This window comes from Micromonospora sp. NPDC093244 (assembly GCF_040683695.1).
Lineage (GTDB): Bacteria > Actinomycetota > Actinomycetes > Mycobacteriales > Micromonosporaceae > Micromonospora.
In genome coordinates this window covers 146,992-170,703 of sequence record NZ_JBFBEO010000005.1, presented here as the reverse complement: position 1 = coordinate 170,703, position 23,712 = coordinate 146,992, and the positions used below count along the sequence as shown (strand labels likewise).

Annotated in this window: 15 protein-coding genes and 1 pseudogene; 7 read left to right on the top strand and 9 right to left on the bottom strand. The window is 71.1% G+C overall.

All coding sequences use genetic code 11. The features are described 5' to 3' along the window. Nucleotides 1-23 precede the first annotated feature (23 nt). Nucleotides 24-1,028 carry a methylmalonyl Co-A mutase-associated GTPase MeaB gene (gene meaB / locus AB0N27_RS23935; RefSeq protein WP_364373807.1) on the top strand — a complete coding sequence of 335 codons (1,005 nt, stop codon included), beginning with the start codon at nt 24-26 and terminating at the stop codon, nt 1,026-1,028. Between the two features lie 32 nt (nt 1,029-1,060). Here the strand turns inward: meaB and AB0N27_RS23930 are convergent, their stop codons facing one another. Continuing rightward, nucleotides 1,061-2,764, bottom strand: coding sequence for a hypothetical protein (locus AB0N27_RS23930; RefSeq protein ID WP_364373804.1), 1,704 nt, complete (start codon nt 2,762-2,764; stop codon nt 1,061-1,063). A 3-nt stretch (nt 2,765-2,767) separates the two neighbouring features. After that, entirely contained in the window at nt 2,768-3,334 is a 567-nt protein-coding gene (locus AB0N27_RS23925; RefSeq protein WP_364373801.1) for a LemA family protein, read from the bottom strand. 155 nt (nt 3,335-3,489) lie between these two features. Between AB0N27_RS23925 and AB0N27_RS23920 the strand changes: the two genes are divergently transcribed. The 4 genes and pseudogenes from AB0N27_RS23920 to AB0N27_RS23905 form a co-directional block, all read left to right on the top strand. After that, nucleotides 3,490-3,900 carry an Asp23/Gls24 family envelope stress response protein gene (locus AB0N27_RS23920; protein WP_364373798.1) on the top strand — a complete coding sequence of 137 codons (411 nt, stop codon included), beginning with the start codon at nt 3,490-3,492 and terminating at the stop codon, nt 3,898-3,900. A gap of 132 nt (nt 3,901-4,032) precedes the next feature. Continuing rightward, complete coding sequence (locus AB0N27_RS23915) at nt 4,033-5,721, top strand: methylmalonyl-CoA mutase family protein (RefSeq protein ID WP_364373795.1); 1,689 nt, start codon at nt 4,033-4,035, stop codon at nt 5,719-5,721. Between the two features lie 203 nt (nt 5,722-5,924). Beyond that, a complete protein-coding gene (locus tag AB0N27_RS23910; protein ID WP_364373792.1) occupies nt 5,925-6,848 on the top strand; it encodes a tetratricopeptide repeat protein in 924 nt (307 codons plus the stop codon). Nucleotides 6,849-6,914: 66 nt separating this feature from the next. Further along, a pseudogene (locus AB0N27_RS23905) lies at nt 6,915-7,880 on the top strand (arginase family protein); the annotation flags it as partial. Nucleotides 7,881-8,376: 496 nt separating this feature from the next. Here AB0N27_RS23905 and AB0N27_RS23900 read toward each other — a convergent pair. Together AB0N27_RS23900 and AB0N27_RS23895 are read right to left on the bottom strand one after the other, a co-directional pair. After that, nucleotides 8,377-9,120 (bottom strand): alpha/beta hydrolase, encoded by a 744-nt coding sequence (locus tag AB0N27_RS23900; RefSeq protein ID WP_364373789.1) that lies wholly within the window; start codon nt 9,118-9,120, stop codon nt 8,377-8,379. An 11-nt stretch (nt 9,121-9,131) separates the two neighbouring features. Then, entirely contained in the window at nt 9,132-11,099 is a 1,968-nt protein-coding gene (locus tag AB0N27_RS23895) for a penicillin-binding transpeptidase domain-containing protein (RefSeq protein WP_364373786.1), read from the bottom strand. Nucleotides 11,100-11,388: 289 nt separating this feature from the next. On the opposite strand from AB0N27_RS23895, the gene AB0N27_RS23890 reads away from it, so the two are divergent. After that, a complete protein-coding gene (locus AB0N27_RS23890) occupies nt 11,389-16,470 on the top strand; it encodes an NAD-glutamate dehydrogenase (RefSeq protein WP_364373783.1) in 5,082 nt (1,693 codons plus the stop codon). A gap of 69 nt (nt 16,471-16,539) precedes the next feature. Here AB0N27_RS23890 and AB0N27_RS23885 read toward each other — a convergent pair whose 3' ends face one another. Next, the gene (locus tag AB0N27_RS23885) at nt 16,540-17,244 is read right to left on the bottom strand and encodes a class F sortase (RefSeq protein WP_364373780.1); all 705 of its coding nucleotides are present in this window, start codon (nt 17,242-17,244) and stop codon (nt 16,540-16,542) included. A gap of 1 nt (nt 17,245) precedes the next feature. Then, entirely contained in the window at nt 17,246-18,484 is a 1,239-nt protein-coding gene (locus AB0N27_RS23880; protein ID WP_364373777.1) for a hypothetical protein, read from the bottom strand. Nucleotides 18,485-19,016: 532 nt separating this feature from the next. On the opposite strand from AB0N27_RS23880, the gene AB0N27_RS23875 reads away from it, so the two are divergent. Next, nucleotides 19,017-20,801: a glycoside hydrolase family 6 protein gene (locus AB0N27_RS23875; RefSeq protein ID WP_364373774.1), complete on the top strand. Its 1,785-nt coding sequence runs from the start codon at nt 19,017-19,019 to the stop codon at nt 20,799-20,801. A 123-nt stretch (nt 20,802-20,924) separates the two neighbouring features. Here AB0N27_RS23875 and AB0N27_RS23870 read toward each other — a convergent pair whose 3' ends face one another. The 3 genes from AB0N27_RS23870 to AB0N27_RS23860 form a co-directional block, all read right to left on the bottom strand. Then, nucleotides 20,925-21,311: a hypothetical protein gene (locus AB0N27_RS23870; protein WP_364373771.1), complete on the bottom strand. Its 387-nt coding sequence runs from the start codon at nt 21,309-21,311 to the stop codon at nt 20,925-20,927. An 83-nt stretch (nt 21,312-21,394) separates the two neighbouring features. Then, nucleotides 21,395-21,703: a hypothetical protein gene (locus AB0N27_RS23865; protein ID WP_354822689.1), complete on the bottom strand. Its 309-nt coding sequence runs from the start codon at nt 21,701-21,703 to the stop codon at nt 21,395-21,397. 15 nt (nt 21,704-21,718) lie between these two features. Then, nucleotides 21,719-23,377, bottom strand: a complete 1,659-nt coding sequence (locus AB0N27_RS23860) for a sodium:solute symporter family protein (RefSeq protein ID WP_364373768.1) — start codon at nt 23,375-23,377, stop codon at nt 21,719-21,721. Nucleotides 23,378-23,712 lie beyond the last annotated feature (335 nt).

Sequence of the window (23,712 nt, the reverse complement as noted above, 5' to 3'; positions counted from 1 at the left end):
CAGTCGCGAACGAGGATCATGCAGTGAGCGAAGCTGTCGAGAACGTCCCGACTGCGGCCGCCGGATCGGTGCGCCGCAGCCGGGACGTACCCCGGCTCGTGGAGCGGGCCCGCGCGGGTGACCCCCGCGCGGTCGCCCGCCTGATCACCCTTGTCGAGAACGGCGACGCGCTGCTGCCGGAGATCGCCGCCGCGCTCGCGCCGTACGCCGGGCAGGCCCAGGTGGTCGGGTTGACCGGCTCGCCGGGCGTGGGCAAGTCGACGACCACCAACGAGCTGGTCCGCGCGCTGCGGGCACGCGGTCACCGCGTCGGCGTGCTGGCCGTGGACCCGTCCAGCCCGTTCACCGGCGGCGCGATCCTCGGCGACCGGGTGCGTATGCAGGACCACGCCACCGATCCCGGCGTCTACATCAGGTCCATGTCCAGCCGGGGGCACCTCGGCGGGCTGGCCGCGGCGACGCCGCAGGCGGTCCGGGTGCTGGAGGGCGCCGGCTGCGACGTGGTGCTCGTGGAGACCGTCGGCGTGGGGCAGGCCGAGGTGGAGGTCGCCTCGCTGGCCGACACCACGCTCGTGCTGCTCGCCCCCGGCATGGGTGACGCCATCCAGGCGGTCAAGGCCGGCATCCTGGAGATCGCCGACGTCTTCGTCGTCAACAAGGCCGACCGGGACGGCGTCGACGCCACCGTCCGCGACATCCAGGGCATGATCGCCCTCGGTGAGCGCGGGCCGGGGCAGTGGCGACCGCAGGTCGTCCGCTCGGTCGCCGCCCGGGGTGAGGGCATCGACGACATCGCCGCCGCCATCGACAAGCACCGCGGCTGGCTGGTCGAGCACGGCGAGCTGCGCCGCCGGCAGGAGGCGCGGGCCGCCGCCGAGATCGAGGCCATCGCGCTGGGCACCCTCCGCGCCCGGATCGGTTCGCTGCGCGACGGTACGGAGCTGTCGACGCTCGCCGCCAAGGTCGCCGAGGGTTCGCTCGACCCGTACGCGGCGGCGGACGAGCTGCTCGATCAGCTCGGCTCCTGAGCCGCAGCCCCGACGGCGCACCGGGCGGTGGCTCAGGCGGCCGTGAGGGCGTCCCGTGCGCATCTGGTGAGCAGCCACGGAAGGTGCGGCGTCCCGATCCGCCCGTTGCCGAGTGCGGTGAGGACCAGCGTGATGTCACCGACGCGCAGCACCACCTTGTCGCCGCTGGCGTACGCCTCGTCGCCGATGCCCGGCAGCGGGGTGACGACGCCACGGGCGTTGGCCCGCCACGCGATCTGCCCGGCCGTACCGTCCGCCCAGGCGGCGCGCAGCACGGTGCTGTTGTCGCGCTCGGAGCGGAAGTCGACGCGTCGCGGTACGCGTCGCACCCGTACCTGTTGACCGACGACCCGTGCCACGTCCTCGACGGAGATCGGAAGCGGCCCGGCAGGCACATGATCCACCTCGCCGAACACGTCCGTGACCAGCAGGCCGGTCCGCTCGGGTTCCGGGTCCGCCGACGACCGGACGGTCAGGGTGCCGACCCGCCTGCTCCACGGCCGGCCGGTGATCGTCACGACGTCGCCCGGCCGGCAGCGGGCTCCCCACCCGCCGGGCAGCCCCCATGCGGTGGTCTCGTCGGCGGTCCCGTCGTCGAGTACCAGGTGGATCAGTCGCCGGCTGTCCCGCCCGTGTGGGCGCAGCGCCAGCACCTGACCGGTGACGGTCACCGACCGCGTCCGGTCCACCAACGCGCCGCCCAGCAGGTATGCGGCACCGGCGAGCAGCACGTACCCCGGCAGCGCATACCAGCCGGAGCGACCGGCGACGCTCAGCACGAACGTTCCCGCGACCACGAGCAGCAGCGCCTGACCGAGCAGCGCGCGGGTGGTGCTGCCGTACCCGGGCCGTACCCGTGGATAGCGCGCCCGGATCCGACGCCAGCCGCCCCGGTACGACGACCAGAGCTCACGCTGGTCGCCGACGTCGAGGCCGAGCACGTCGAGGGTGCGGCGGGTGACGCCCAGCGCGGCCCCGTACGCGAGGTAGCGGTCCCAGACCGCCACCGCCGAGGGTGGCAGCTCGGCGAACTGTTCGTGGTTGCGCAGCCAGGCACCCACCGCGAGCCACCGGGAGGTGGCGTCCAGTCCCGCCGGGGTCGCGCGCTCGCCGACACGCTGCACGAGGCCCGCGAGCACCACGGCGACGGTGAGCGAGAGAAGGAACGTCCAGCGCAGGTGCGTGCGGTACACGGCCACCAGGCCGCAGACCACGCCCACCGTGGCCGCCCCGAGGTACAGCGCGGTCATCATCGTCCGCCCGAACCGACGCCGGGACAACCCGGCCGCCCGCGCGTCGGCGACCACTGCGGCGCGCAGTTTGCCGTTCCAGTCCTTCGACTCGTCCTCGTCGCGGAAGGCCAGCGCGGTAAGTGGCACCACCCCGTCGACGGCGAGCCCACGGACCCGCGCCAGGACCTGCCGTTCGTACGGTCGTAGGCCGCTCTCGTCCGGGTGCGCCCCGGCGAGATGGATGGTGGTGCCACGGGGGTCGGCGTCCGGCTGTCGCAGCTCGTACCAGCCGGCCGCGGCCAGGTCGAGCAGGATCGACTCGGTCGTTCCCGCGCCCGTCGACCCGCCGTTGACCAGCAGGCTCACCACGGCCGGCGGCTCCGGGCCGAGGTCCATCGTCGCCGGTCCGGCCGCTCGTGGTGCCGGGCGGGTGGCGATCCGGCAAGCTCCGTACGCGAGGAGCCAGAGCCCGACGGCGACGCCGGCGAGGATGAGGTCCGCCACGGCTCAGAGACCGACCGCGACGACGCCACGGTCCGAGTCGTCGGAGGTGAACAACTCGCGCCGGTGGAAGCCGAGCGGCCCGGCGACCAGGTTCGTGGGGAAGCTCTGGATCGCCGTGTTGTACTGCTGCACGGCGTACGTCAGGAACTGCCGGGCATAAGCGATCTTGTCCTCGGTGGTGGCCAGCTCGCTCTGCATCGCCGCGAAGTTCTCGCTCGCGCGCAACTGCGGGTACGCCTCGGCGAGCGCGACGAGACGACCCAGAGCCTGACCGAGCGCGTTCTCGGCGTCGGCCCGGCCCGGGTCACCACCGGTGTGCGTGATCGCCTCACCGCGTGCGGCCAGCACGGCGGCCAGGGTGTCGCGCTCGTGCGACGCGTACCCCTTGACGGTCTCGACCAGGTTCGGGATGAGGTCGTGGCGGCGCTTGAGTTGTACGTCGATCTGGGACCAGGACGCTTCCACCTGGTTACGCATCCGCACCAGCTTGTTGTAGACCCGCACCAGCCATACCCCGACCAGGAGGACGACCGTGGAGCCCGCCAGCGCGGCGGCGGTAATTGATGCCATGGCGGGCAAGATAGCGAACCGCCGCGAGGAGTGCGCGCACGTGTCCACCGGGGACGGTTGCCGCGCGCGGGAGGCAGTAGGCTCGCGGCGCGCGGGCTCCGCCCGTGCGGGGTCCCGGTCGGGGCCGGCGCGGGACGACGGCAGGGGAGCGGTACGTGAGTGACGAGGCGACGCGCGAGCTGGGCACGGTGTCGGCGGTGGCCGGTGGGACGACGAAGGTCTCCGACGAGGTGATCGAGAAGATCGCCGTCGCCGCCGCCAGCTCGGTGCCCGGGGTGGCCGAGATGGGTGGGGACATCGCGCGGTTCTTCAACGCGGTCCTCGATCGTGTCGGGCTGGACCAGGTCGGCGACGCCCGGCGGGGTTGCTCGGCCCACGTCTCCGGGGACGCGGCCGTGATCAATCTGGTGCTGGTGATCCAGGCCGGTCAGCCCGTGCCCGAGGTGACGAGCCAGGTGCGGGCCCGCGTGACCGAGGCGGTCGAGGCGTACGGGCTGCGGGTCGACGAGGTCAACATCCGGGTCGACGACGTGGCGATGGGCGGGCCGGCGACTCCCGTGGCGTGATTTCGGACGGGCCTGCCGTCCGCGCCCGCTGCGGTGCCCACGTTACCCACCGGTACGAGTTGACTTAGCGATCGTTCAGGTCAGGGCTCTACACTCGATGGGCAATCGAGGACCCGAGGAGGAGCCCCGCGCATGGACGCCGACGAGATCGACGCCGGACGGGCACGCTGGCAGGCCCGGTACGACGCCGCGCGCAAGCGTGACGCCGATTTCACCACGCTCTCCGGGATGCCTGTCGAGCCGGTCTACGGGCCGCCGGAGGGCAGCGCGTACCCGGGCTTCGAGCGGATCGGCTGGCCCGGCGAGTATCCGTACACCAGGGGTCTGTATCCGACCGGCTACCGGGGGCGGACCTGGACGATCCGGCAGTTCGCCGGCTTCGGAAACGCCCAGCAGACGAACGAGCGTTACAAGATGATCCTCGGCGCCGGCGGTGGCGGCCTGTCCGTCGCGTTCGACATGCCGACGCTTATGGGCCGCGACTCGGACGACCCGCAGGCGCTCGGCGAGGTCGGGCACTGCGGCGTCGCCATCGACACGGCCACGGACATGCAGGCGCTCTTCGACGGCATCGACCTGGCCGGCGTCACCACGTCGATGACCATCTCCGGCCCGGCAGTGCCTGTGTTCTGCATGTACCTGGTCGCCGCCGAGCGGCAGGGCGCCGATCTGTCCACGTTGGACGGCACCCTCCAGACGGACATCTTCAAGGAGTACATCGCGCAGAAGGAGTGGCTCTTCGACCCCGAGCCGCACCTGCGCCTCATCGGCGACCTGATGGAGTACTGCGCGGCCGAGATCCCGCGGTACAAGCCGCTGTCGGTCTCCGGCTACCACATCCGCGAGGCCGGCTCGACCGCCGCGCAGGAACTGGCGTACACCCTCGCCGACGGCTTCGGTTACGTCGAGCTGGGCCTGTCGCGCGGGCTGGACGTGAACGTTTTCGCGCCGGGTCTGAGCTTCTTCTTCGACTCGCACCTCGACTTCTTCGAGGAGATCGCCAAGTTCCGCGCCGCCCGCCGGATCTGGGCCCGCTGGCTGCGCGACGTCTACGGCGCCACCAGCGAGAAGGCCCTGTGGCTGCGGTTCCACACGCAGACCGCAGGGGTGTCGCTGACCGCCCAGCAGCCGGTCAACAACGTCGTACGCACGGCCGTGGAGGCCCTCGCGGCGGTGCTCGGCGGGACCAACTCGCTGCACACCAACGCCCTCGACGAGACACTCGCGCTGCCCACCGACGAGTCCGCCGAGATCGCCCTGCGGACGCAGCAGGTGCTGATGGAGGAGACCGGCGTGGTGAACGTCGCCGACCCGCTCGGCGGCTCCTGGTACGTCGAGGCGCTGACCGACAAGATCGAGGCCGAGGCGGAGGAAATCTTCGCCCGCGTCCGGCAGCTCGGCGGGGAGGGGCCGCACCAGATCGGCCCGATGACCTCGGGCATCCTGCGCGGCATCGAGGACGGCTGGTTCACCGGGCACATCGCCGAGTCGGCGTTCGTCTACCAGCAGGCCCTCGAGAAGGGCGACAAGAAGATCGTCGGCGTCAACTGCCACACCGGCACCGTCGCCAAGGAGCTGGAGATCCTGCGCATCTCGCACGAGGTGGAGCTGGAGCAGCGCCGGGTGCTCGCCGAGCGCAAGGCCGGACGGGACGACGCAGCGGTCAAGGCCGCGGTCGCCCGGATGGTCGAGGCTAGCCGCACCGACGAGAACATGATCCCCGCGATGCTCGACGCCGTCCGCGCCGAGGCCACCCTCGGCGAGATCTGCGACGCGCTGCGCGCCGAGTGGGGCACCTACCGCGAACCAGCCCGCTTCTAACCCCACCCCACCCCACCCCACCCCGCACCCCGCACCCTCCACCCCGGCGATCTTGCACTTGCTGACGCGGCAAACGGTGCCGAATGCCGCTTTTCGGCGACCGAAAGTGCAAGATCGCGGGGTGGGCTGCGGGGCGTGAGAGTTGCAACGTCGGAGTTGCGGGTGAGCTGAGAACCCGGGCCCGCGTGCGAGACTAGGTAACCATGAGCGACCCACGGATCACCTCGTCGATCTTCACCCGCGGCGCGGTCGACCTCAGCACGCTGCGCGGCCCCGCACCAGCCAGTACCCGCCCCGGCGCACCCCCGCAGGGCGGCCCGTCCACCGGCGCGCCAGGCGCGCCCGGCGCCGGCGGTGACGGCGCCATCGTCGACGTCACCGAAGAGACCATCCAGTCCGAGGTGCTCGAACGGTCGATGGCCATGCCCGTCGTCGTCTTCTTCGGCGCGGCCGGCTTCCCCGAGAGTGACGAGTTCGCCCCGGTGCTGGAGCGGCTGGCCGCCGAGAGTGGCGGCGCCTGGGTGCTCGCCCGGGTCGACGTGCAGCAGAGCCCGCGGATCGCCCAGATGTTCCGGGTCCAGGGCATCCCCATGGTGTACGCGGTGGTCGGCGGCCAGCCCATCGACGCCTTCTCCGGCGTGGTCCCCGAGGCGCAGCTGCGCCAGTGGCTCCAGGCCGTGCTCAAGGCCGGCGGCGTGACCGTCGCCGAACCGGAGGACCCACGCCTCGACGAGGCGGACGACGCCCTGATGAGCGGTGACCTGGACGCCGCCGAGCGGGCGTACCGCAAGATCCTCGCCGACTCCCCGGCGGACGCCGCGGCCGAGGCCGGCCTCGCCCAGGTCGGGGTGGCCCGCCGGGTGGCCGGCGCCGACCCGGCCACCGCGCTGGCCGCCGCCGAGAGTGCCCCCGACGACGTGGCCGCCCAGCTGCTGGCCGCCGACATCGAGGTGCTCAGCGGCCTGGCCGAGCAGGCGTACGCCCGGCTCGTCGGCCTGGTCCGGCGGACCGCCGGCGAGGACCGGGAGACGGTCCGCCAGCACCTGGTGTCGCTGTTCACCATCGCCGGGCCGGACGACCCGGCGGTCGCCTCGGCACGTCGTGCCCTGGCCAGCGCCCTGTTCTGAGTTCGTAGCACGCCAGCGCGGGCCGGCGTTCCGGCCGGCCCGCCCGACCACCGAGGACGGGAGCTCATGATGCGCCGGATCGCCGTCCTCGACGCGCCGACAAACCTCGGTCTACGGCCGCCCACGCCCACGTCGGTCCCGGGCTGCGCCAAGGCGCCCGGAGCGCTGCGCGACCACGACCTGCTGGCCCGGCTGCGCGCCCGCGACGCCGGATGCATAACCCCACCCCGCTACGACCCGGGTGACTGGCGGCCCGGCGACGGGGTGTGCCACGCCCGGGAGATCGCCGACTACTCCCTCGCCCTCGCCGAACGGATCGGCTCGATGATCGACCGGGGCGAGTTCCCGGTGGTGCTTGGCGGCGACTGCTCGGTGCTGCTCGGCTCGGCGCTTGCCATGCACCGCCTCGGTGAAGCCGTCGGCGGGCGGATCGGCCTGGTCTTCGTGGACGGGCACTCCGACTTCCGGCACCCCGGCAACGCCTCCTACGTGGGTGCCGCCGCGGGGGAGGACCTGGCCCTGGTCACCGGGCGCGGCCAGGCCGACCTGGCCGCCCTGGAGGGACGCCGACCCTACTTCCGCGACATCGACGTGGTGGTGCTCGGCATCCGGGCGCAGGACGAGTACCGGCTCGACCTCCAGGCGGCCGGGATCACCACCCGGCCGGTGCCGGCGCTGCGCGCCGAGGGCGCCGCCCGCACGGCGCAGTGGGCACACGAGCAGCTCGCCGACTGCGCGGGCTACTGGGTGCACATCGACGTGGACGTGCTCGACCCGGCGGTGATGCCCGCCGTGGACGCCCCCGACCCGGGCGGCATCGCCTTCGCCGAGCTGGAGATCCTGCTCGCCGGCCTGGTCGACACCCCGCACTGCCTCGGCGTCGAGCTGACCGTCTTCGACCCCGACTACGACCCGGACGGCTCGTACGCCGCCGAGATCGTCAACACGGTGGTCGCGGGTCTGGCACCGGTCACCGCCCCGGAGGCGGTGCCGCCGCGTCTGCTCCCGGCCCGACCCGCGCCCGCCCCCCGACGCGACACCGGCCGCACCACGTTCGCCGCCGAGCGGTCCGGGACGCCGCGACCCGCAGCCGGGGACGGGCAGCACGACCTGGGCGACCCGGCGGGTGCGCGGAACGGTACCGACACCGCCGTCCGGTCGCTGGCCGCTGTGCCAGCGACGGCCGAGCAGTCCGGCGCCGGTACGCCGACGGACAGCGAGTCGCCAGCTGACCTCGGGCCGGCCGATGTCCTCGCGCCGGTCCACTCCGGGCCGGCCGGCACCCCGGTCGAACCGGAGCCGGTGGGCCCACCCGCGTCGGCCGGCCCCGGCCTGCTACGCCGTAGTTCGCCCTCCACCCCCGAGCACCCCACACCCGCCTAGACCGACGGGTCCAGCGTCGCCGTCGCCGAGGCGGCACCCCACTGGACGTCAACCATCCCACCGCGGTAGCGGCGCTCGGATGTTGATCGCGGTCAGGTTTCCCGCAGCCCTGTCGGGCGATCTGAGCAACCGGTAGCCGGTCCGGTCAGCGCGGCAGCGAGCGTAGCGCCTCCACCACGGCATCGGGTGCCCGCAGCGGCACGAAGTGGTCGGCGCCGGGTATTAGCACAAGGCGGCAGCCGGGAATGCGCCGCGCGGCCTCGACGCAGGACGGGACGAACGACCGCCGTTCGAGATCGCCGAGCAGCAGCACGCAGGGAGTAGCAACGTCCTCCAGCCGGGACCACGCGTCGCCGTCGTCGACGAAGGTATCGCCCCAGTTGAGCCAGAACCGGACCGCCGAACGCAGCAGATCGACGACGAGCGGGTCGCGGCCGGCCCGGGCCCAGCGGGCGACACCCTGCTCGACGAAGGTCTCCGGGTCGGCGCTGTCCGGCTCGTCATCGGGATCGTGGGAGGGCGGGGCGCCGGAAATGCCGGGACATGCCAGCACCATCCCGCGAACCCGATCCGGCTCGGCGAGCGCGAGGTCGAGCGCTGTACCGCCACCCATGCTGCAACCGACGAACAACGCCGGCCCGACGCCGAGTTGGTCAAGCACCCGACGCAGGTCGTCCAACCGGGAGAATCGCCCGGCCGGCGGCGCGGAGCGGCCGAAGCCCCGCGCGTCGTACCGGATCAGCCGGTGCTGCCCGGCGAGTCGCTCCCAGACGGGGTTCCAGATGCGGGAATCGCCGACGCCCGGATGCAGTAGCACGACCGGTGGCAGGCCGCCCCCGGTGTCCTCGGCCCAGACGCACCCGTCCCCCACATCGATCAACTCCCCCATGGCGGCGAGCCTCAGGGGGTCGGGAGGGCGCGCAGGAAGCGTTCGGCGATCGGGACGGCGGAGGCCGTGCTGGCGCCACCCTTCTCGACGAACACGGCGAACGCCACATCGCCCCGCCAGCCCACGAACCAGGCGTGCGTGTGGGCCGGGTTGTTGTCGTACTCGGCGGTGCCGGTCTTGCCGTACACCTCGCCGCCCGGCACGTCCCTGAGCGCGGTGCCGGTGCCGGTGGTCACCACCTCGCGCATCATGGTGCGCAGCGCCGAGACGGACTCCGGCTTGAGCTGTTCGCCGGCCGGGGCCGGCTTGGCCGGCGCGGGGTCCACCAGAAGTTGCGGCTGCTCGAACCGGCCGCGCGCGACTGCCGCCGTGGCACCTGCCATGGCCAGCGGACTGACGAGTGTGGTGCCCTGCCCGAACGAGGCGGCGGCCTGCTCGGCGGGGCTCCCGCCGGTCGACACCTTGCCGGTGAACGCGTCGACGCCGAGGTCCCACTGACCCTCCAGGCCCAGCGTACGACCGGCGGCGGCCAGCCCGTCGCCACCCAACTTCGGGGCCAGCGTGGCGAACGCGGTGTTGCAGGACTTGGCGAAATCGGTGCGGAACGGCACCGAGCCCAACTCGAAGTTGTCCGAGTTCTTGAAGGACCGGCCGTCGACGGTGACTGTCTTCTTGCAGTCCACCGGCCCGTCGAGGGTGACCGCGCCCCGGTCCAGCAGGCCGAGCGCGCTGACCATCTTGAATGTGGAACCGGGCGGCACCTGGGCGTTGAAGGCCAGGTTCTCGCCGGCCGGCCCGGGTCCGTTCGCCACGGCGAGCACGGAGCCGTCGCTGATCCGTACCGCCACCAGCGAGGACCGGCGCGCCTCGGGACGCAGCGCGGCGTCGGCGGCGTTCTGGGCGGCCACGTCCACTGTCGTCTTGAGCGCCTGCCCGGCCTGGGGCTCGCGGCGGAACAACTCGGTGCCGGTGGGCTCCAGCTTGCCGCCCTCGGCGGGACGTTCGACCACCACTGTCAGCCCGGGGTTGCCGCGCAGCCGCTCGTCGTACCGGCCCTGCAACCCGCCATGCCCGACCAGGTCACCCACCACGTACCGGTCGGGGTGCGCGGCCAGGTCGTCGGCCTGCGCCGGGTCGACCGAGCCGAGCAGCGCGCGGGCGAACTCCCGGGTGGGCGCCAGGTCGAGCTTGTCGGAGACGAACTTGGTGCCGGGCAGGTCGTAGATCCGGGGCTTGATCTGGCGGTACGCCTCCTCGCGGAGGGTCACCACCTCGACGAAGTCGCCCGGCTCGGCCTTGGCCACCCGCTCGGGCAGGTCGGCCAGGTCGACAGCCGGGACCAGCGCCGGACGGATCGCCTTGAAGGCCCCGTCGAGGTCCTTGGCCAGTTTCTTGATGTCGGCGACCCCGTCGGGCTGCACACCCACCCGGACCACCGGGCGGGGTGCGACGATCGGCTGCCCGGCGGCGTCCAGCACGCCGGCCCGAGGGCTGGCCTCCCGGCGCAACCCCAGCCGGTCACCTGTGGTGAGCCGCTCGTGGACGACACGGGGCTCCCAGATCACCTGCCACTGGTCGTCGTCGCCCTGGGCGAGCCGCACCTCCCGGTCGTACGCCCAGCGGGTCTGACCGGGCAGGGTCCACTCCACCTGCACCGTCGCGGTCGCGATGTCCTTGGTGATCTTCGGGTCGCCGCGGCGGGTCAGTTTGGGAGGGGTGCCGGCCAGTTCACCGGAGAGTTCCTTGATCTCGCGGCTCACGTCGCCCGCCGGAACCTTGTTGCCGGTGGGGTCGACCAGTCCGACCGCCTGGAGGTCGCCGCTGCGCCAGCCGGCGAGGAAGGCGTCGACGGTGCGCTGCGGCCCGTCGTCGCCGGAGCAGGCGACCAGGACGCCGGCGGTGAGTAGCGCCGCCGTGGCGGCGGCCACCCGCCTGCGGACGGGGTTCGGTGGGTGGGCTCGGGGGTACGACAGGAGCATGACGCGAGGTCCTTCCGATCTCGGGCTGCCCTGCACGGTAGTACGAGAACGCTGTCCCCAACGTCCCGTGAAGTGGGCCTACGTGCGGAAAGACGGACCGCGCCGCTGTGATGAACATCGCGTGGCGGGGTATTCGCCAACCGGCCAACCTCGGACCCGCAACGGGTGAAAGGACAGAGTCCCGATCCGGACGTCCGGCCAGTGGTCCGCCGACGAACGCGCAATCCGGCAGGCCTAGGCTGGGCGGCAGAGTGACCCACAACGCGGTGGGTCGAGGGGAGTGGCACCGATGGACCGGCGTCCGGCGATCAAACCGGAACCCGACCTCCGGCAGGATGACTCCGGCCGGGACGACGACAGCTTCGATTCCGCGACCGACGGGGACGGCTACGGCCGACTCGACACGGGCGTCACCGGCCTCACCGGGTCGAGCATCGACACCATCTACGATCTGGGCCTGCCGACCGAGGCGTTGGCCGACGACGTGGAGGACGCCGAACTCGACGAGCCGGTACCGAACGCGGAGCGCCTGGTGGCCCAGGCTGTCGCGCTCGCCGGGGACGACCACGACGCGGCGACCCTGGTGGGTCGTTTCTGGCGGTTCGCCCCGGACGAGGAGCTGGTCGGCTTCACGGCGGAGGAGATGCTCGACGCGGCCCGGGCGCACCGGGACCTCGCCCAGCAGCGGGTGCCCGGCGAGCTGAAGCTGCGGATCCACGAGCCACACGCGGACCAGCACCACACGGTCGTCGAGATCGTCACCGACGACATGCCGTTCCTGGTCGACTCCGTGACCGCGCTGCTCAACTCGTACCACCTGGACGTGCACCTGCTGGTGCACCCGCTGGTGGTGGTCCGCCGCGAGCCGCTGGGCCGGCTCACCGAGGTCTCCGCCGACGTGGAGCCGGACGACGCGATCGCCGGCGACATCATCGAGAGCTGGATGCGGATCGAGATCGACCCGGTCCGCGACGCGGCCGAGCGGGACCGGCTGCGCCGTGAGCTGCAACGGGTGCTCACCGACGTGCGCGAGGCGGTGGAGGACTGGCCGAAGATGCGCCAGCGCGCCCTCGCCCTCGCCGACGAGCTGGCCTCGGCCCGCACCTCGGAGAACCGCCCACCGGTGCCGGAGAAGGACATCACGGACTCGGTGGAGCTGCTGCGGTGGCTCGCCCACGACCACTTCACCTTCCTCGGCTACCGCGAGTACCGGCTGGTGGACGCTCCGGGCGGGAACGCCCCGGACCCGGTCGACGGCAAGGCGCTGGAGGCGGTGCTCGGCACCGGTCTGGGCATCCTGCGCTCCGACTCGCCGGAGGCCCGGTCGCTGTCCTCGATGACTCCCGAGGCGCACGAGAAGGTGCTGGAGAAGCGCCTGCTCATCATCACCAAGGCCAACTCGCGGGCCACCGTGCACCGCTCCGCGTACCTGGACTACATCGGCTTCAAGATCTTCAACGAGGTCGGCGAGGTGATCGGCGAACGGCGCTTCCTGGGCCTGTTCTCCACCGCCGCGTACCGCACGAGCGTCCGCGAGCTTCCGGTGGTCCGCCGCAAGGTGGCCGAGGTGCTGGACCGGTCCGGCCTCAGCCAGCGCAGCCACTCCGGCAAGGATCTGATCCAGATCCTGGAGACGTACCCGCGCGACGAGCTGTTCCAGATCAAGACCGACGACCTGTACCACGCGGTGATCGGCGTGCTGCGCATGGCCGGGCGCCGGCAGCTGCGGGTGTTCCTGCGCCGCGACGCGTACGGGCGGTTCATCTCCTGCCTCATCTACCTGCCGCGGGACCGGTTCACCACGCAGAACCGGCTGCGCATGCAGGACATCCTGCTGCGCGAGCTGAACGGCGTCGGGGTGGACTACACGACCCGGGTCACCGAGTCGATGCTCGCCCGAATCCACTTCATCGTCCGTACCGACCCCACCCGGCCGCCCGGCGACATCGACGCCGACCTGCTGGCCGAGGAGTTGGCCGACGCCACCCGGCTCTGGGACGACGACTACCGGCTGGTGTTGGAGCGCAAGCTCGGCGACGAGCAGGCCAAGCACCTGTTCGCCAGGTACGCCGACGCGTTCCCGGAGGGCTACAAGGACGGGCACACGCCGTACGAGGCGATGAAGGACCTGGCGAAGCTGGAGCTGCTGGAGGAGCCCGGCCAGCTGGAGATGCACCTGTTCCGCAAGCAGCTCGCGCCCCGGCCGGGCACGCGGACGCCCGGCACGGACCTGACCGAGACGATGAACGTCCGGTTCAAGGTCTACCGGTACGGCGAGCCGATGATGCTGTCCGCCGTGCTGCCGGTGCTGCACTCGCTCGGTGTCCGGGTCGTCGACGAGCACCCGTACGAGGTGGACCGCATCGACGGCCGGGTCTACCTGTACGACTTCGGCCTGATGCTGCCCGAGGGTCACCAGGAGCTGTCCGAGGTGCGCCCGCACGTGGAGAACGCGTTCGCGGCGGCGTGGCGTGGCGAGGCCGAGGTGGACCGGTTCAACGAGCTGGTGCTGCGCGGCGGCCTGACCTGGCGGCAGGTGGTGGTGCTCCGGGCGTACGCGAAGTACCTGCGGCAGGCCGGCACCGTCTTCTCGCAGGACTACATGGAGCAGACCTTCATCGCGTACCCGAAGGTCGCCGGTCTGCTGGTGGAGCTGTTCGAGACCCGGTTCGCGCCTGGCGAGATGAGCGCCGAGGAGCGTCAGCAGCGCAGCGGCGAGCTGGTGGAGACGATTCGGACCGCGCTGGACGACGTGGCAAGCCTCGACCAGGACCGGATCCTGCGCTCGTACCTGACGCTGATCGAGGCGACCCTGCGGACCAGTTTCTACCAGCGGCGCTCTGACGGGCGGCCGAAGGCGTACGTGGCGTTCAAGCTGGACCCGCAGGCCATTCCGGACCTGCCGGCGCCGCGACCGAAGTTCGAGATCTTCGTGTACTCGCCCCGGTTCGAGGGTGTGCACCTGCGGTTCGGGCCGGTGGCCCGGGGCGGGTTGCGCTGGTCCGACCGTCGGGAGGACTTCCGGACCGAGGTGCTGGGCCTGGTCAAGGCGCAGATGGTGAAGAACACGGTGATCGTGCCGGTGGGCGCCAAGGGCGGCTTCGTGTTGAAGCAGAAGCCTGGTGACCGGGACGAGGCCGTCGCCTGCTACCAGGAGTTCGTCGGCGCGATGCTCGACGTCACCGACAACATCGTCAGCGGGCAGATCGTGCCGCCCGAGGACGTGGTGCGGCACGACGGCGACGACCCGTACCTGGTGGTGGCGGCGGACAAGGGCACCGCGACGTTCTCCGACATCGCCAACGAGATCTCCAAGAACCACAACTTCTGGATGGGCGACGCGTTCGCCTCCGGCGGTTCGGCCGGGTACGACCACAAGAAGATGGGCATCACCGCCCGGGGCGCCTGGGAGTCGGTGAAGCGGCACTTCCGGGAGCTGGGTCTGGACACCCAGACCGAGGACTTCACTGTGGTCGGCGTCGGTGACATGTCAGGTGACGTGTTCGGTAACGGGATGCTGCTGTCCGAGCACATCCGCCTGGTTGCCGCGTTCGACCACCGACACATCTTCCTCGACCCGGAGCCGGACGCGGCCACCTCGTACGCGGAGCGGCGGCGGCTGTTCGACATGCCCCGTTCCTCCTGGGAGGACTACAACCCGGAGCTGATCTCGGCCGGGGGTGGCATCTTCCCGCGTACCGCCAAGTCCATCCCGATCACGCCGCAGGTCCGGGCGGCGATCGGCCTGGACGACGACGTCACGCACCTCTCGCCGCAGGAGCTGATGAAGGCGATCGTCACCGCCCCTGTCGACCTGTTCTGGAACGGCGGCATCGGCACCTACGTCAAGGCGTCCAGCCAGACAAACGCCGAGGTGGGCGACAAGTCCAACGACGCGATCCGGGTGGACGGGCGCAGCCTGCGCTGCCGGGTGGCGGGCGAGGGCGGCAACCTGGGCTGGACCCAGCTCGGCCGGATCGAGTACGCGTTGACAGGTGGCCGGATCTACACCGACTTCATCGACAACGCGGCAGGTGTGGACACCTCCGACCACGAGGTGAACATCAAGATCCTGCTGAACACCGCGGTGGCCGACGGTGAGTTGACCACCGCCGAGCGGGACGAGCTGCTCGCGCAGATGACCGACGAGGTCGCCGAGTTGGTGCTGCGGGACAACTACGACCAGGCGCGGGCGATCAACAACGCCCAGGCCCAGGCCGCCTCGCTGCTGCCGGTGCACCGCCGCATGATCAACGAGCTGGAACGTTCCGGCGCGTTGGACCGCTCGCTGGAGGCGCTGCCGCCGGACGAGGAGCTGGCGGTCCGTAGTGAGTCCGGCCTGACCGCGCCGGAGTTCGCGGTGCTGCTCGCGTACGTGAAGATCGTCCTGGAACGGGAGATCCTCACCGACGGGTTGGCCGACGAGGAGTGGACGACCGAGGTGCTGGTCAACTACTTCCCGACGCCGATGCGCGAACGGTTCGCCGACCGGATGGGCCGGCACCGGCTGCGCCGGGACATCGTCACCACGGTGCTGGTCAACGAGGCGATCAACAGGGGCGGCATCTCGTTCGTGTTCCGGGTCGTCGAGGAGACCGCGGCCAGCGCGGCAGACGTGATCCGGGCGTACGTGGTGGTCCGCGAGGTGTTCGGGCTGCGGGACGTCTGGGACGCCGTCGAGGCCCTGGACAACAAGGTCTCGCCGGAGCTGCAGACAAGCGTCTACCTGGACACCCGTCGACTGCTCGACCGCGCGGTGCGATGGCTGGTCACCAACAGGCGTTCGCCCATCGACGTGCCGGCCGAGATCGCCCGCCTGCGCGACGGCGTGGCCCGGCTGCTGCCGGGGCTGGAGGAGCTGTTCTACGGGAGCGAACGGCAGGGCATCGCGGCGCACATCGACTCGATGACCGAACGTGGGCTGCCCCGCGAGCTGGCCGAACGCGCTACCCGGCTGATGTACAGCTTCGGCCTGCTCGACGTGGTGGAGACCGCCACCCGCAGCGGTCGGGACGTCGGCGAGGTGGCCCCGGTCTACTTCGTGCTGTCCAACCTGTTCCGGGTGGACTCGCTGCTGTCGAAGATCTCCCTGCTGCCGAGGGAGGACCGCTGGCAGACCCTGGCCCGGATGGCGCTGCGCTACGACCTGTACGCCGCGCTTGCCGCGCTCACCGCCGAGGTGCTCGACTCCACGCCGGAGAACCTGCCGCCGCACGAACGGGTGCAGCAGTGGGAGCAGTCGAACGCCACGTCGATCCACCGCGCCCAACGGGCGATGGGGGAGTTCGACGAGTCGCGGGCCGACCTCGCCGCGCTGTCCGTGCTGCTGCGCCAGATCCGCACCCTGGTGCGGACCTCCGCCGCGGCCTGATCCGGCACGCCGCAACGGTCCGGCCGGTCGGGTCACCCCGACCGGCCGGACCGCGTTCGTGTCGGCGGCTCACGCCACCAGGGTGGCGAAGACGACCACGTTGTCCGGGTAGCTCCGGACGGCCTCGTCGAACTGGCCGCCGCAGGTGACGACCCGCAGGCCAGGCCTGTCGTTCGGCCCGTACACCAGTTCGGTGGGGAAGGCCGTCTTCGGGTACGACTTCACCGAGTCGACCTGGAAGGTGGCCGGCTGGCCGTCGGCCCGCCGAACGGTGATCGTGTCGCCGGGGGTGAGCGCGCCCAGGTCGAAGAAGACGGCCGGGCCGAGCTTCGCCGAGTCCACGTGCCCGACGATCACCGCGTTGCCTGTCTCGCCGGGGCTCGCCCCCGGCTCGTACCAGCCGGCCTGGTCGGCCTGCTCCAACGGGGGGACCTGGACGGTGCCGTCCGGGTTGGTGCCCAGCGACATGATCGTCGCGTTGACGCCGATCCGGGGGATCTCGATGCTCGTCGGGGCGGAACGCGCCAGTGCGGGGATGGCGTCCCCCTGGCCGGCGGGCGCATCGTCGAGCGGCGGTACGTCGGTGTCGGTGGCCGCCGGTCCGGTGACCTCGGGGCCGACCTGGGACTGCGGCTGTGGTGGGCGGGGAGCGGGAGTGGTCTTCAGGGCCGCGCCGATCATGCCGGCCCCGATCATGGCGGCGGTGACGACGACGGCCGCGCCGGCGGCACGCCACGGTCTCCCGTGACGGCCGCCGGCCCGTGTCGTCGTCACGTCAGACGAGCGAACCATCGGTCCGCCGACGACGCATCAGCACGATCCCGCCCAGCGCGGCAGCGCCGAGCAGGCTCGCCCCACCGGTGGCCAGGCCACGGTCGGTGCCGGTGCTGACGCCGCCGTCACCGCCGTCGACGCCACCGTGCGGCAGCACGACCAGCTCGCCCTCGCCGCACGAGCCCTTGAGCTCGTAGCGACCCGGCTTCGCGTCACGGTCGACCTTGGCCTCGCCGTAGTAGACGAACTCCCGCTCGCTCTCCCAGCCCTTGTCGGAGTCGCGCTCGTCCGAGCCGTACTCGTCGTGGCCCTTGTTCTCCCAGCCCTTGTCGGAGCCGTACTCGTCCGAGCCGTACTCGTCGTGGCCCTTGTTCTCCCAGCCCTTGTCGGAGCCGTACTCGTCGGAGCCGCGCTCGTCGTGGCCCTTGTTCTCCCAGCCCTTGTCCGAGCCGTACTCGTCGGAGCCGTACTCGTCCGAGCCGTACTCGTCGTGGCCCTTGTTCTCCCAGCCCTTGTCCGAGCCGCCCTTGTCCGAGTCGCGCTCGTCCGAGCCGTACTTGTCGGAGCCCTTCGAGTCCCAGTCCTTCTTGTCCTCGTGGCCCTTGTCGCCGCGGCTGTCCTCGGCGTCCTGGCCGTGCTCCTCGCCCTTCCAGTCCTTGCTGTCCTCGTCGCCGTAGGCGTCGGCGGCAGCGCCGCCGCCCTGACCACCGGGCTGGGCGCCGTCGGCGGGCGGCTGCGGCTTGTCCTCGCCGTTCTCGCCCTTGCCGTTCTCGTCCTTGCCCTTGTCGTCCTTGCCCTCGTGGTCCTTGCCCTTGTCGTCCTTGCCCTCGTGGTCCTTGCCCTTGTCGTCCTTGCCCTTGTCGTCCTTGCCCTCGTGGTCCTTGCCCTTGTCGTCCTTGCCGTGTTCGTCCTTGCCCTTGTCGTCGTGGCCCGAGGAGTTCTCCTCCTCGCGCCACTCGCCGCGGTCCTCACCCCGGTCGTCGCGCGCCGGCTTGAGCTTGACCTTGCCGGTGACCTTGGACCACACGTACGCGTGCTCCTGCCGATCCGGGCAGATCTCGAGGAGCTTGACCTCTTCGCCAGCCTTGACGACGTGCGGCTTGGCGTAGACCTTGCCGTCACGGTCCTTGCCGCCGTCGTGGTGCCCGTCCGCGAACGCGATTCCCGGCGTGAACACCAGGAGCGAGGCGCCGCCGAGCGCGGCGCCCGCAACGACCTTCCCGAGCATCTTCTTAGCCATGACCTGCGTCACTCCATCCCTGTTGTCCTGAGCCCGGCGACAACCGAGCTAAGACCGACGTTAGACCGTTTCATGACCTATGAAGGGAAAGATTCGCGTTTTGACCTTTACTGCTGGTAAGAGGTAAAGGGGTGGTACGCGGCTTTCACGGCTCGCCGTACCGCTGCGGCCCGGTAGCGCCGGCCCCGGCCTGCTCGTGCCACACGGGGCCGCTCGGAGGTATCGTCCAGTTCCTCCGCCTCGACGCATCGAGCCATTGCCATGGAAGCGCTCCCATGCAAGAATCGGCGCACGCGGTTCGGGGAGCCACACCGCACAGGCAGTCACCGTCGAGGGCATCCGGTCCGCCGGGCGACGCTCTGCCGCCGACCGTCCGGCCGCGTGCCGTTCGATCACCCACCACCAAACGCCCGTCCGGGTCGGGCACCCCCGAAAAATCCCGTTGGCGTCGGCGGCCGTCCGTGCAGGACGCCCACCGTGCCGTCCCGCCGGGCCGTACGCGGGCCCGGTCTCGCCCAAGGAGATCAGTGGCATGAATGTGTGGAGAAGGCTGTCCGGCCCACGCCGGGCCCTCGCGCTCGCCGGCGCGGGTGCCCTGGTCGCCGGCGGGCTGGTGACGATTCCCGTCACGGCGGCGCAGGCCGCCACGCAGTGCGACATCGCCTACTCGTCGAACGACTGGCAAGGCGGCTTCACCGCGAACATCACCATCAAGAACATCGGCGACCCGCTGAACGGCTGGACGCTCGGCTGGACGTTCCCCAACTCCAGCCAGCGGGTGCAGCAGGGCTGGTCGGCCGAGTTCACCCAGTCCGGCAGCCAGGTCACCGCGCGGAGCCTGTCCTACAACGGCAGCCTCGCCACCGGCGCGTCGACGAGCATCGGCTTCAACGGCGCGTGGAGCGGCAGCAACCCGAAGCCGACCTCGTTCACCCTGAACGGCGTGGCCTGCAACGGTGGCACCACGCCGCCGACGACGCCGCCACCGACCACGACGCCGCCACCGACCACGACCCCGCCGCCCACCACGCCCCCGCCGACCACCACCCCGCCCCCGGGGACGAAGGTGGACAACCCGTACGCCGGAGTGCCCGGCTACGTGAACCCGGAGTGGAAGGCCAAGGCGGACGCCGAGCCGGGCGGAAGCCGCGTCTCCAACAACCCCACAGCCGTCTGGCTGGACCGGATCGCCGCCATCAACGGCACCCCGAACAGCAGCTCCAACGGCGCCTTCGGCGTGCGGGACCACCTGGACGAGGCGCTGCGCCAGGGTGCCGGCTACATCCAGTTCGTGATCTACAACCTGCCCGGCCGGGACTGCTCGGCGCTCGCCTCCAACGGTGAGCTGGGCCCGGACGAGCTGCCCCGCTACAAGGCCGAGTACATCGACCCGATCGCCGCGATCCAGAGCGACTCGAAGTACCGGAACATCCGGATCATCAACGTCATCGAGATCGACTCGCTGCCGAACCTGGTGACCAACACCTCCGGCCAGGCCGGCGGCACTGTCATGTGCGACACGGTCAAGGCCAACGGCGCGTACGTGAACGGCGTCGGCTACGCCCTCGCCAAGCTCGGCGCGATCGGCAACGTCTACAACTACATCGACGCCGGGCACCACGGCTGGCTCGGTTGGGACAGCAACTTCGGGCCGACCGCCGACATCCTGAAGACCGCCGCGGTCGCCTCCGGCAGCACCGTCAACAACGTGCACGGCTTCATCACCAACACCGCCAACTACTCGGCGCTCCAGGAGCCGTACTTCAAGGTCACCGACACCGTGAACGGCCAGACGGTGCGGCAGTCCAAGTGGGTCGACTGGAACTTCTACGTCGACGAGCTGTCCTTCGCCCAGGCGTTCCGCGACAAGCTGGTCTCGGTCGGCTTCAACTCCAACATCGGCATGCTTATCGACACCTCCCGCAACGGCTGGGGCGGCTCCGCCCGGCCCACCGGGCCTGGTGCGACGACGAGCGTGGACACCTACGTCAACGGTGGCCGGATCGACCGCCGGGCCCACGCCGGCAACTGGTGCAACCAGGCTGGTGCCGGTCTCGGTGAGCGGCCTCGGGCCAACCCGGCGACGGGTATCGACGCCTACGTCTGGGTGAAGCCCCCGGGTGAGTCGGACGGCTCCAGCTCGGAGATCCCGAACAACGAGGGCAAGGGCTTCGACCGGATGTGCGACCCGACGTACGGCGGCAACGCCCGCAACGGCAACAACCCGACCGGTGCGCTGCCGAACGCGCCGATCTCCGGTGCGTGGTTCTCGGCCCAGTTCCAGGAGCTCATGCGCAACGCGTACCCGGCCCTCTGACCGGATCGCCTTCACACCAACCCGCCGCCGGCAGTAGGTGAGGCACTGCCGGCGGCAGGTTCCCCGGGGTCCCCGGTCCGACCGTCACAGGTCGGGTCGGGGACCCCCCTTGTCACGTCCCGGTCAGGGCACCGTGCGTTCGATCGCCGCCCGGCCCTGCTCGGCCAGGTCGCGGCGGGCCTTGTCCAGGTTCTCCGGGGTGAGGTCCTGCCCGCGGGCCATCACCAGGTCCTCCGGCTCCCACTGCTGCTCGGCGCCGGTACGGATGTTGTCGCCACCGGCCCCGGTGCCCGTTCCGGTCGCACCGGTCCCGGCGGCGTACGGGTCGCCGATCAGGTCGTCGGTGTCCGGTGCGAGGTCCTCCGGCCGGTTGCGGGGCTCGGCGAAGGACGGTGTGTCCCGGTCCGGCCCGCCGCCACCGCTCAACTGCGGGACGGTGCTGTCGTCGTCCACCGCCGCGGCCATCTCCGGGCTCTCCTCCAGCGGCCGTCGGCCGTCGCGATCGGTCATGGTGTCGCCTCCTGTGTCCGGCGCGGTGCGTTATCCCCCTCGGCTACCCGGTGCGGCCACGGCCATGCGCGCGAGGCGGACGGTCAGCTGCCCGGTTCCCGCTCGTTGGGGGCCGGCGGCTCGGCCGGGCGCAGCCACTGCCAGAGCAGCATGAGCAGCCCGAAGGCGAGCATCGTCAACCCCGCCCACAGGTTGATCCGTACCCCCTGGGCCTTGTCGATCTCGGCCCGGCTGTCGAAGACGCCGATCAACGTCACGATGACCCCGTACGCCACGAAGAGCCCACCGATCACCCGGCGGATGTCGAACAGCCGGGCGGCGGCGGAGCGGCGCTGCTCCGCCTGCGTCTCGTCGATAAGCGGGTCCTGCGCCGGCTGGCCGTCGTTGCTCATCTGCCGACTCCTTTCCTAGAAGACCGGGATGTAGAAGAGGGCGGCCAGCGCGACAGCGACCAGGCCGAGCAGAACGGGGGAGCGGTACCAGGCGGCGTCCCCGGCGAGCACGTCGCCCTTCAGGTCGATGCCGCCCATGCCGTACACCAGCCCGCGCAGCTCCTCGTCGCGCTTGGGGGCGGTGAGCGGGGTGATGATGGCGGCGACCACCACCGCCGTGACGAACGCGAGACCGGCGCCCCAGAAGCTCTCCTCCAGGTCGGAGTTGAAGTCGACGACGCCGCCCTTGTAGAGCAGGTAGAGGCTCAGCGACACGAGGGTGCCCAGCAGCAGCGACCAGAAGCCGGCCAGGGCGGTCATCCGCTTCCAGAACATGCCGATGATGAACGTGGCGAACAGCGGCGCGTTGAAGACGGAGAAGAGCGCCTGGATGTAGTTCATGATGTTGCTGAATCCGGCCGCGATGAACGCGGTGCCGATGCCGATCACCACGGCCGCGACCGTCGCCCACCGGCCGATCCGCAGGTAGTACTCGTCCGACCGGTCACGACGGATGTACGCCTGCCAGATGTCGTAGGTGAAGACCGTGTTGAAGCCGCTCACGTTGGCGGCCATGCCGGCCATGAACGAGGCGAGCAGACCGGTGACCGCCACCCCGAGCACACCGTTGGGGAGCAGGTCGCGCATCAGCAGCGGGATCGCGTTGTTGTACTGCAGGTCGCCGCTCTCCGCGCCCAGACCCTTGACCGTCACCAGGGCCACCAGGCCGGGGATCACCGTGACCAGCGGGATGAACAGCTTCGGGTACGCGGCGATGATCGGCGTACGCCGGGCGGCGCTCATGTTCTTCGCCGACAGCGCCCGCTGCACCTCGGCGAAGTTCGTCGTCCAGTAGCCGAACGACAGCACGAAGCCGAGGCCGAAGACGATGCCGATCCACTGCGCGCCAAGCGGGTTGGCGGTGCTGCCGGTGTCCTGCCAGGCGTGCAGACCCGCCTCGCCGAGCTTCGAGTCGCGTACGGCGTCCATGAGGCCGCTCACCCCGCCGACCTTGACCAGGCCGATCACGGTGACCGGGATGAGACCGGCCAGGATGACGAAGAACTGGAGCACCTCGTTGTAGATCGCCCCGGACAGACCACCGATGGTGATGTACGCCAGCACGATCGCCGCGCCGACCACGATCGCCGTCCAGAGCGGCCAGCCGAGCAGCGCCTGCATCACCAGGGCCAGCGCGTACAGGTTCACGCCGGCGATCAGCACCTGGGCGACGGCGAAGCTGAGCGCGTTGAGCAGGTGCGTGGGGCGGTTGAACCGCAGCCGCAGGTACTCGGGGACGCTGCGGACCTTCGAGCCGTAGTAGAAGGGCATCATCACGATGCCCAGGAACACCATCGCCGGCACGGCGCCGATCCAGTAGTAGTGGACCGTCATCACGCCGTACTGGGCGCCGTTCGCCGCCATGCCGATGATCTCCAGCGCGCCCAGGTTCGCCGAGACGAAGGCGAGACCCGTGACCCAGGCCGGCAGGGACCTGCCGGAGAGGAAGAAGTCGACGCTGGTCCGGATCGCCCGGCGGGCCGCGAAACCCACTCCGAGGACGGTGACGAAGTACAGCGCCAGGATCAGGTAGTCCAACCCGTTCATGTTGAGCCGAAGACCGCCGCCGTCCATCCCGTCACCCCTCGTCCCGACGATGTCACCGGTTTAGCGCGCGCGCCCTATTACCCAGTTCGCGCTGTCTCACGCCTGCACGCCCTGTCTGGTGTGTTTCGGTCCGCCTCGGGTGGTCACGCCGGGTCGACAGCAAGGAGCGCCCCCGCCGTTGCGGCGGGGGCGCTCGGTGTGCGTCCGTGACTCAGCGACCCAGGACCCGGTCCAGGAAGTCGCGGTAGTTGCGGACCGCCATCCGCAGCTGCTCGGTGTCCGCCGAGCCCGCGTCCTGCCAGCCGCCCAGCGTGGTCTTCTGCGCCGCCAGCGCCGAGGAGAGAGCCTGGATGGCCTCCTCC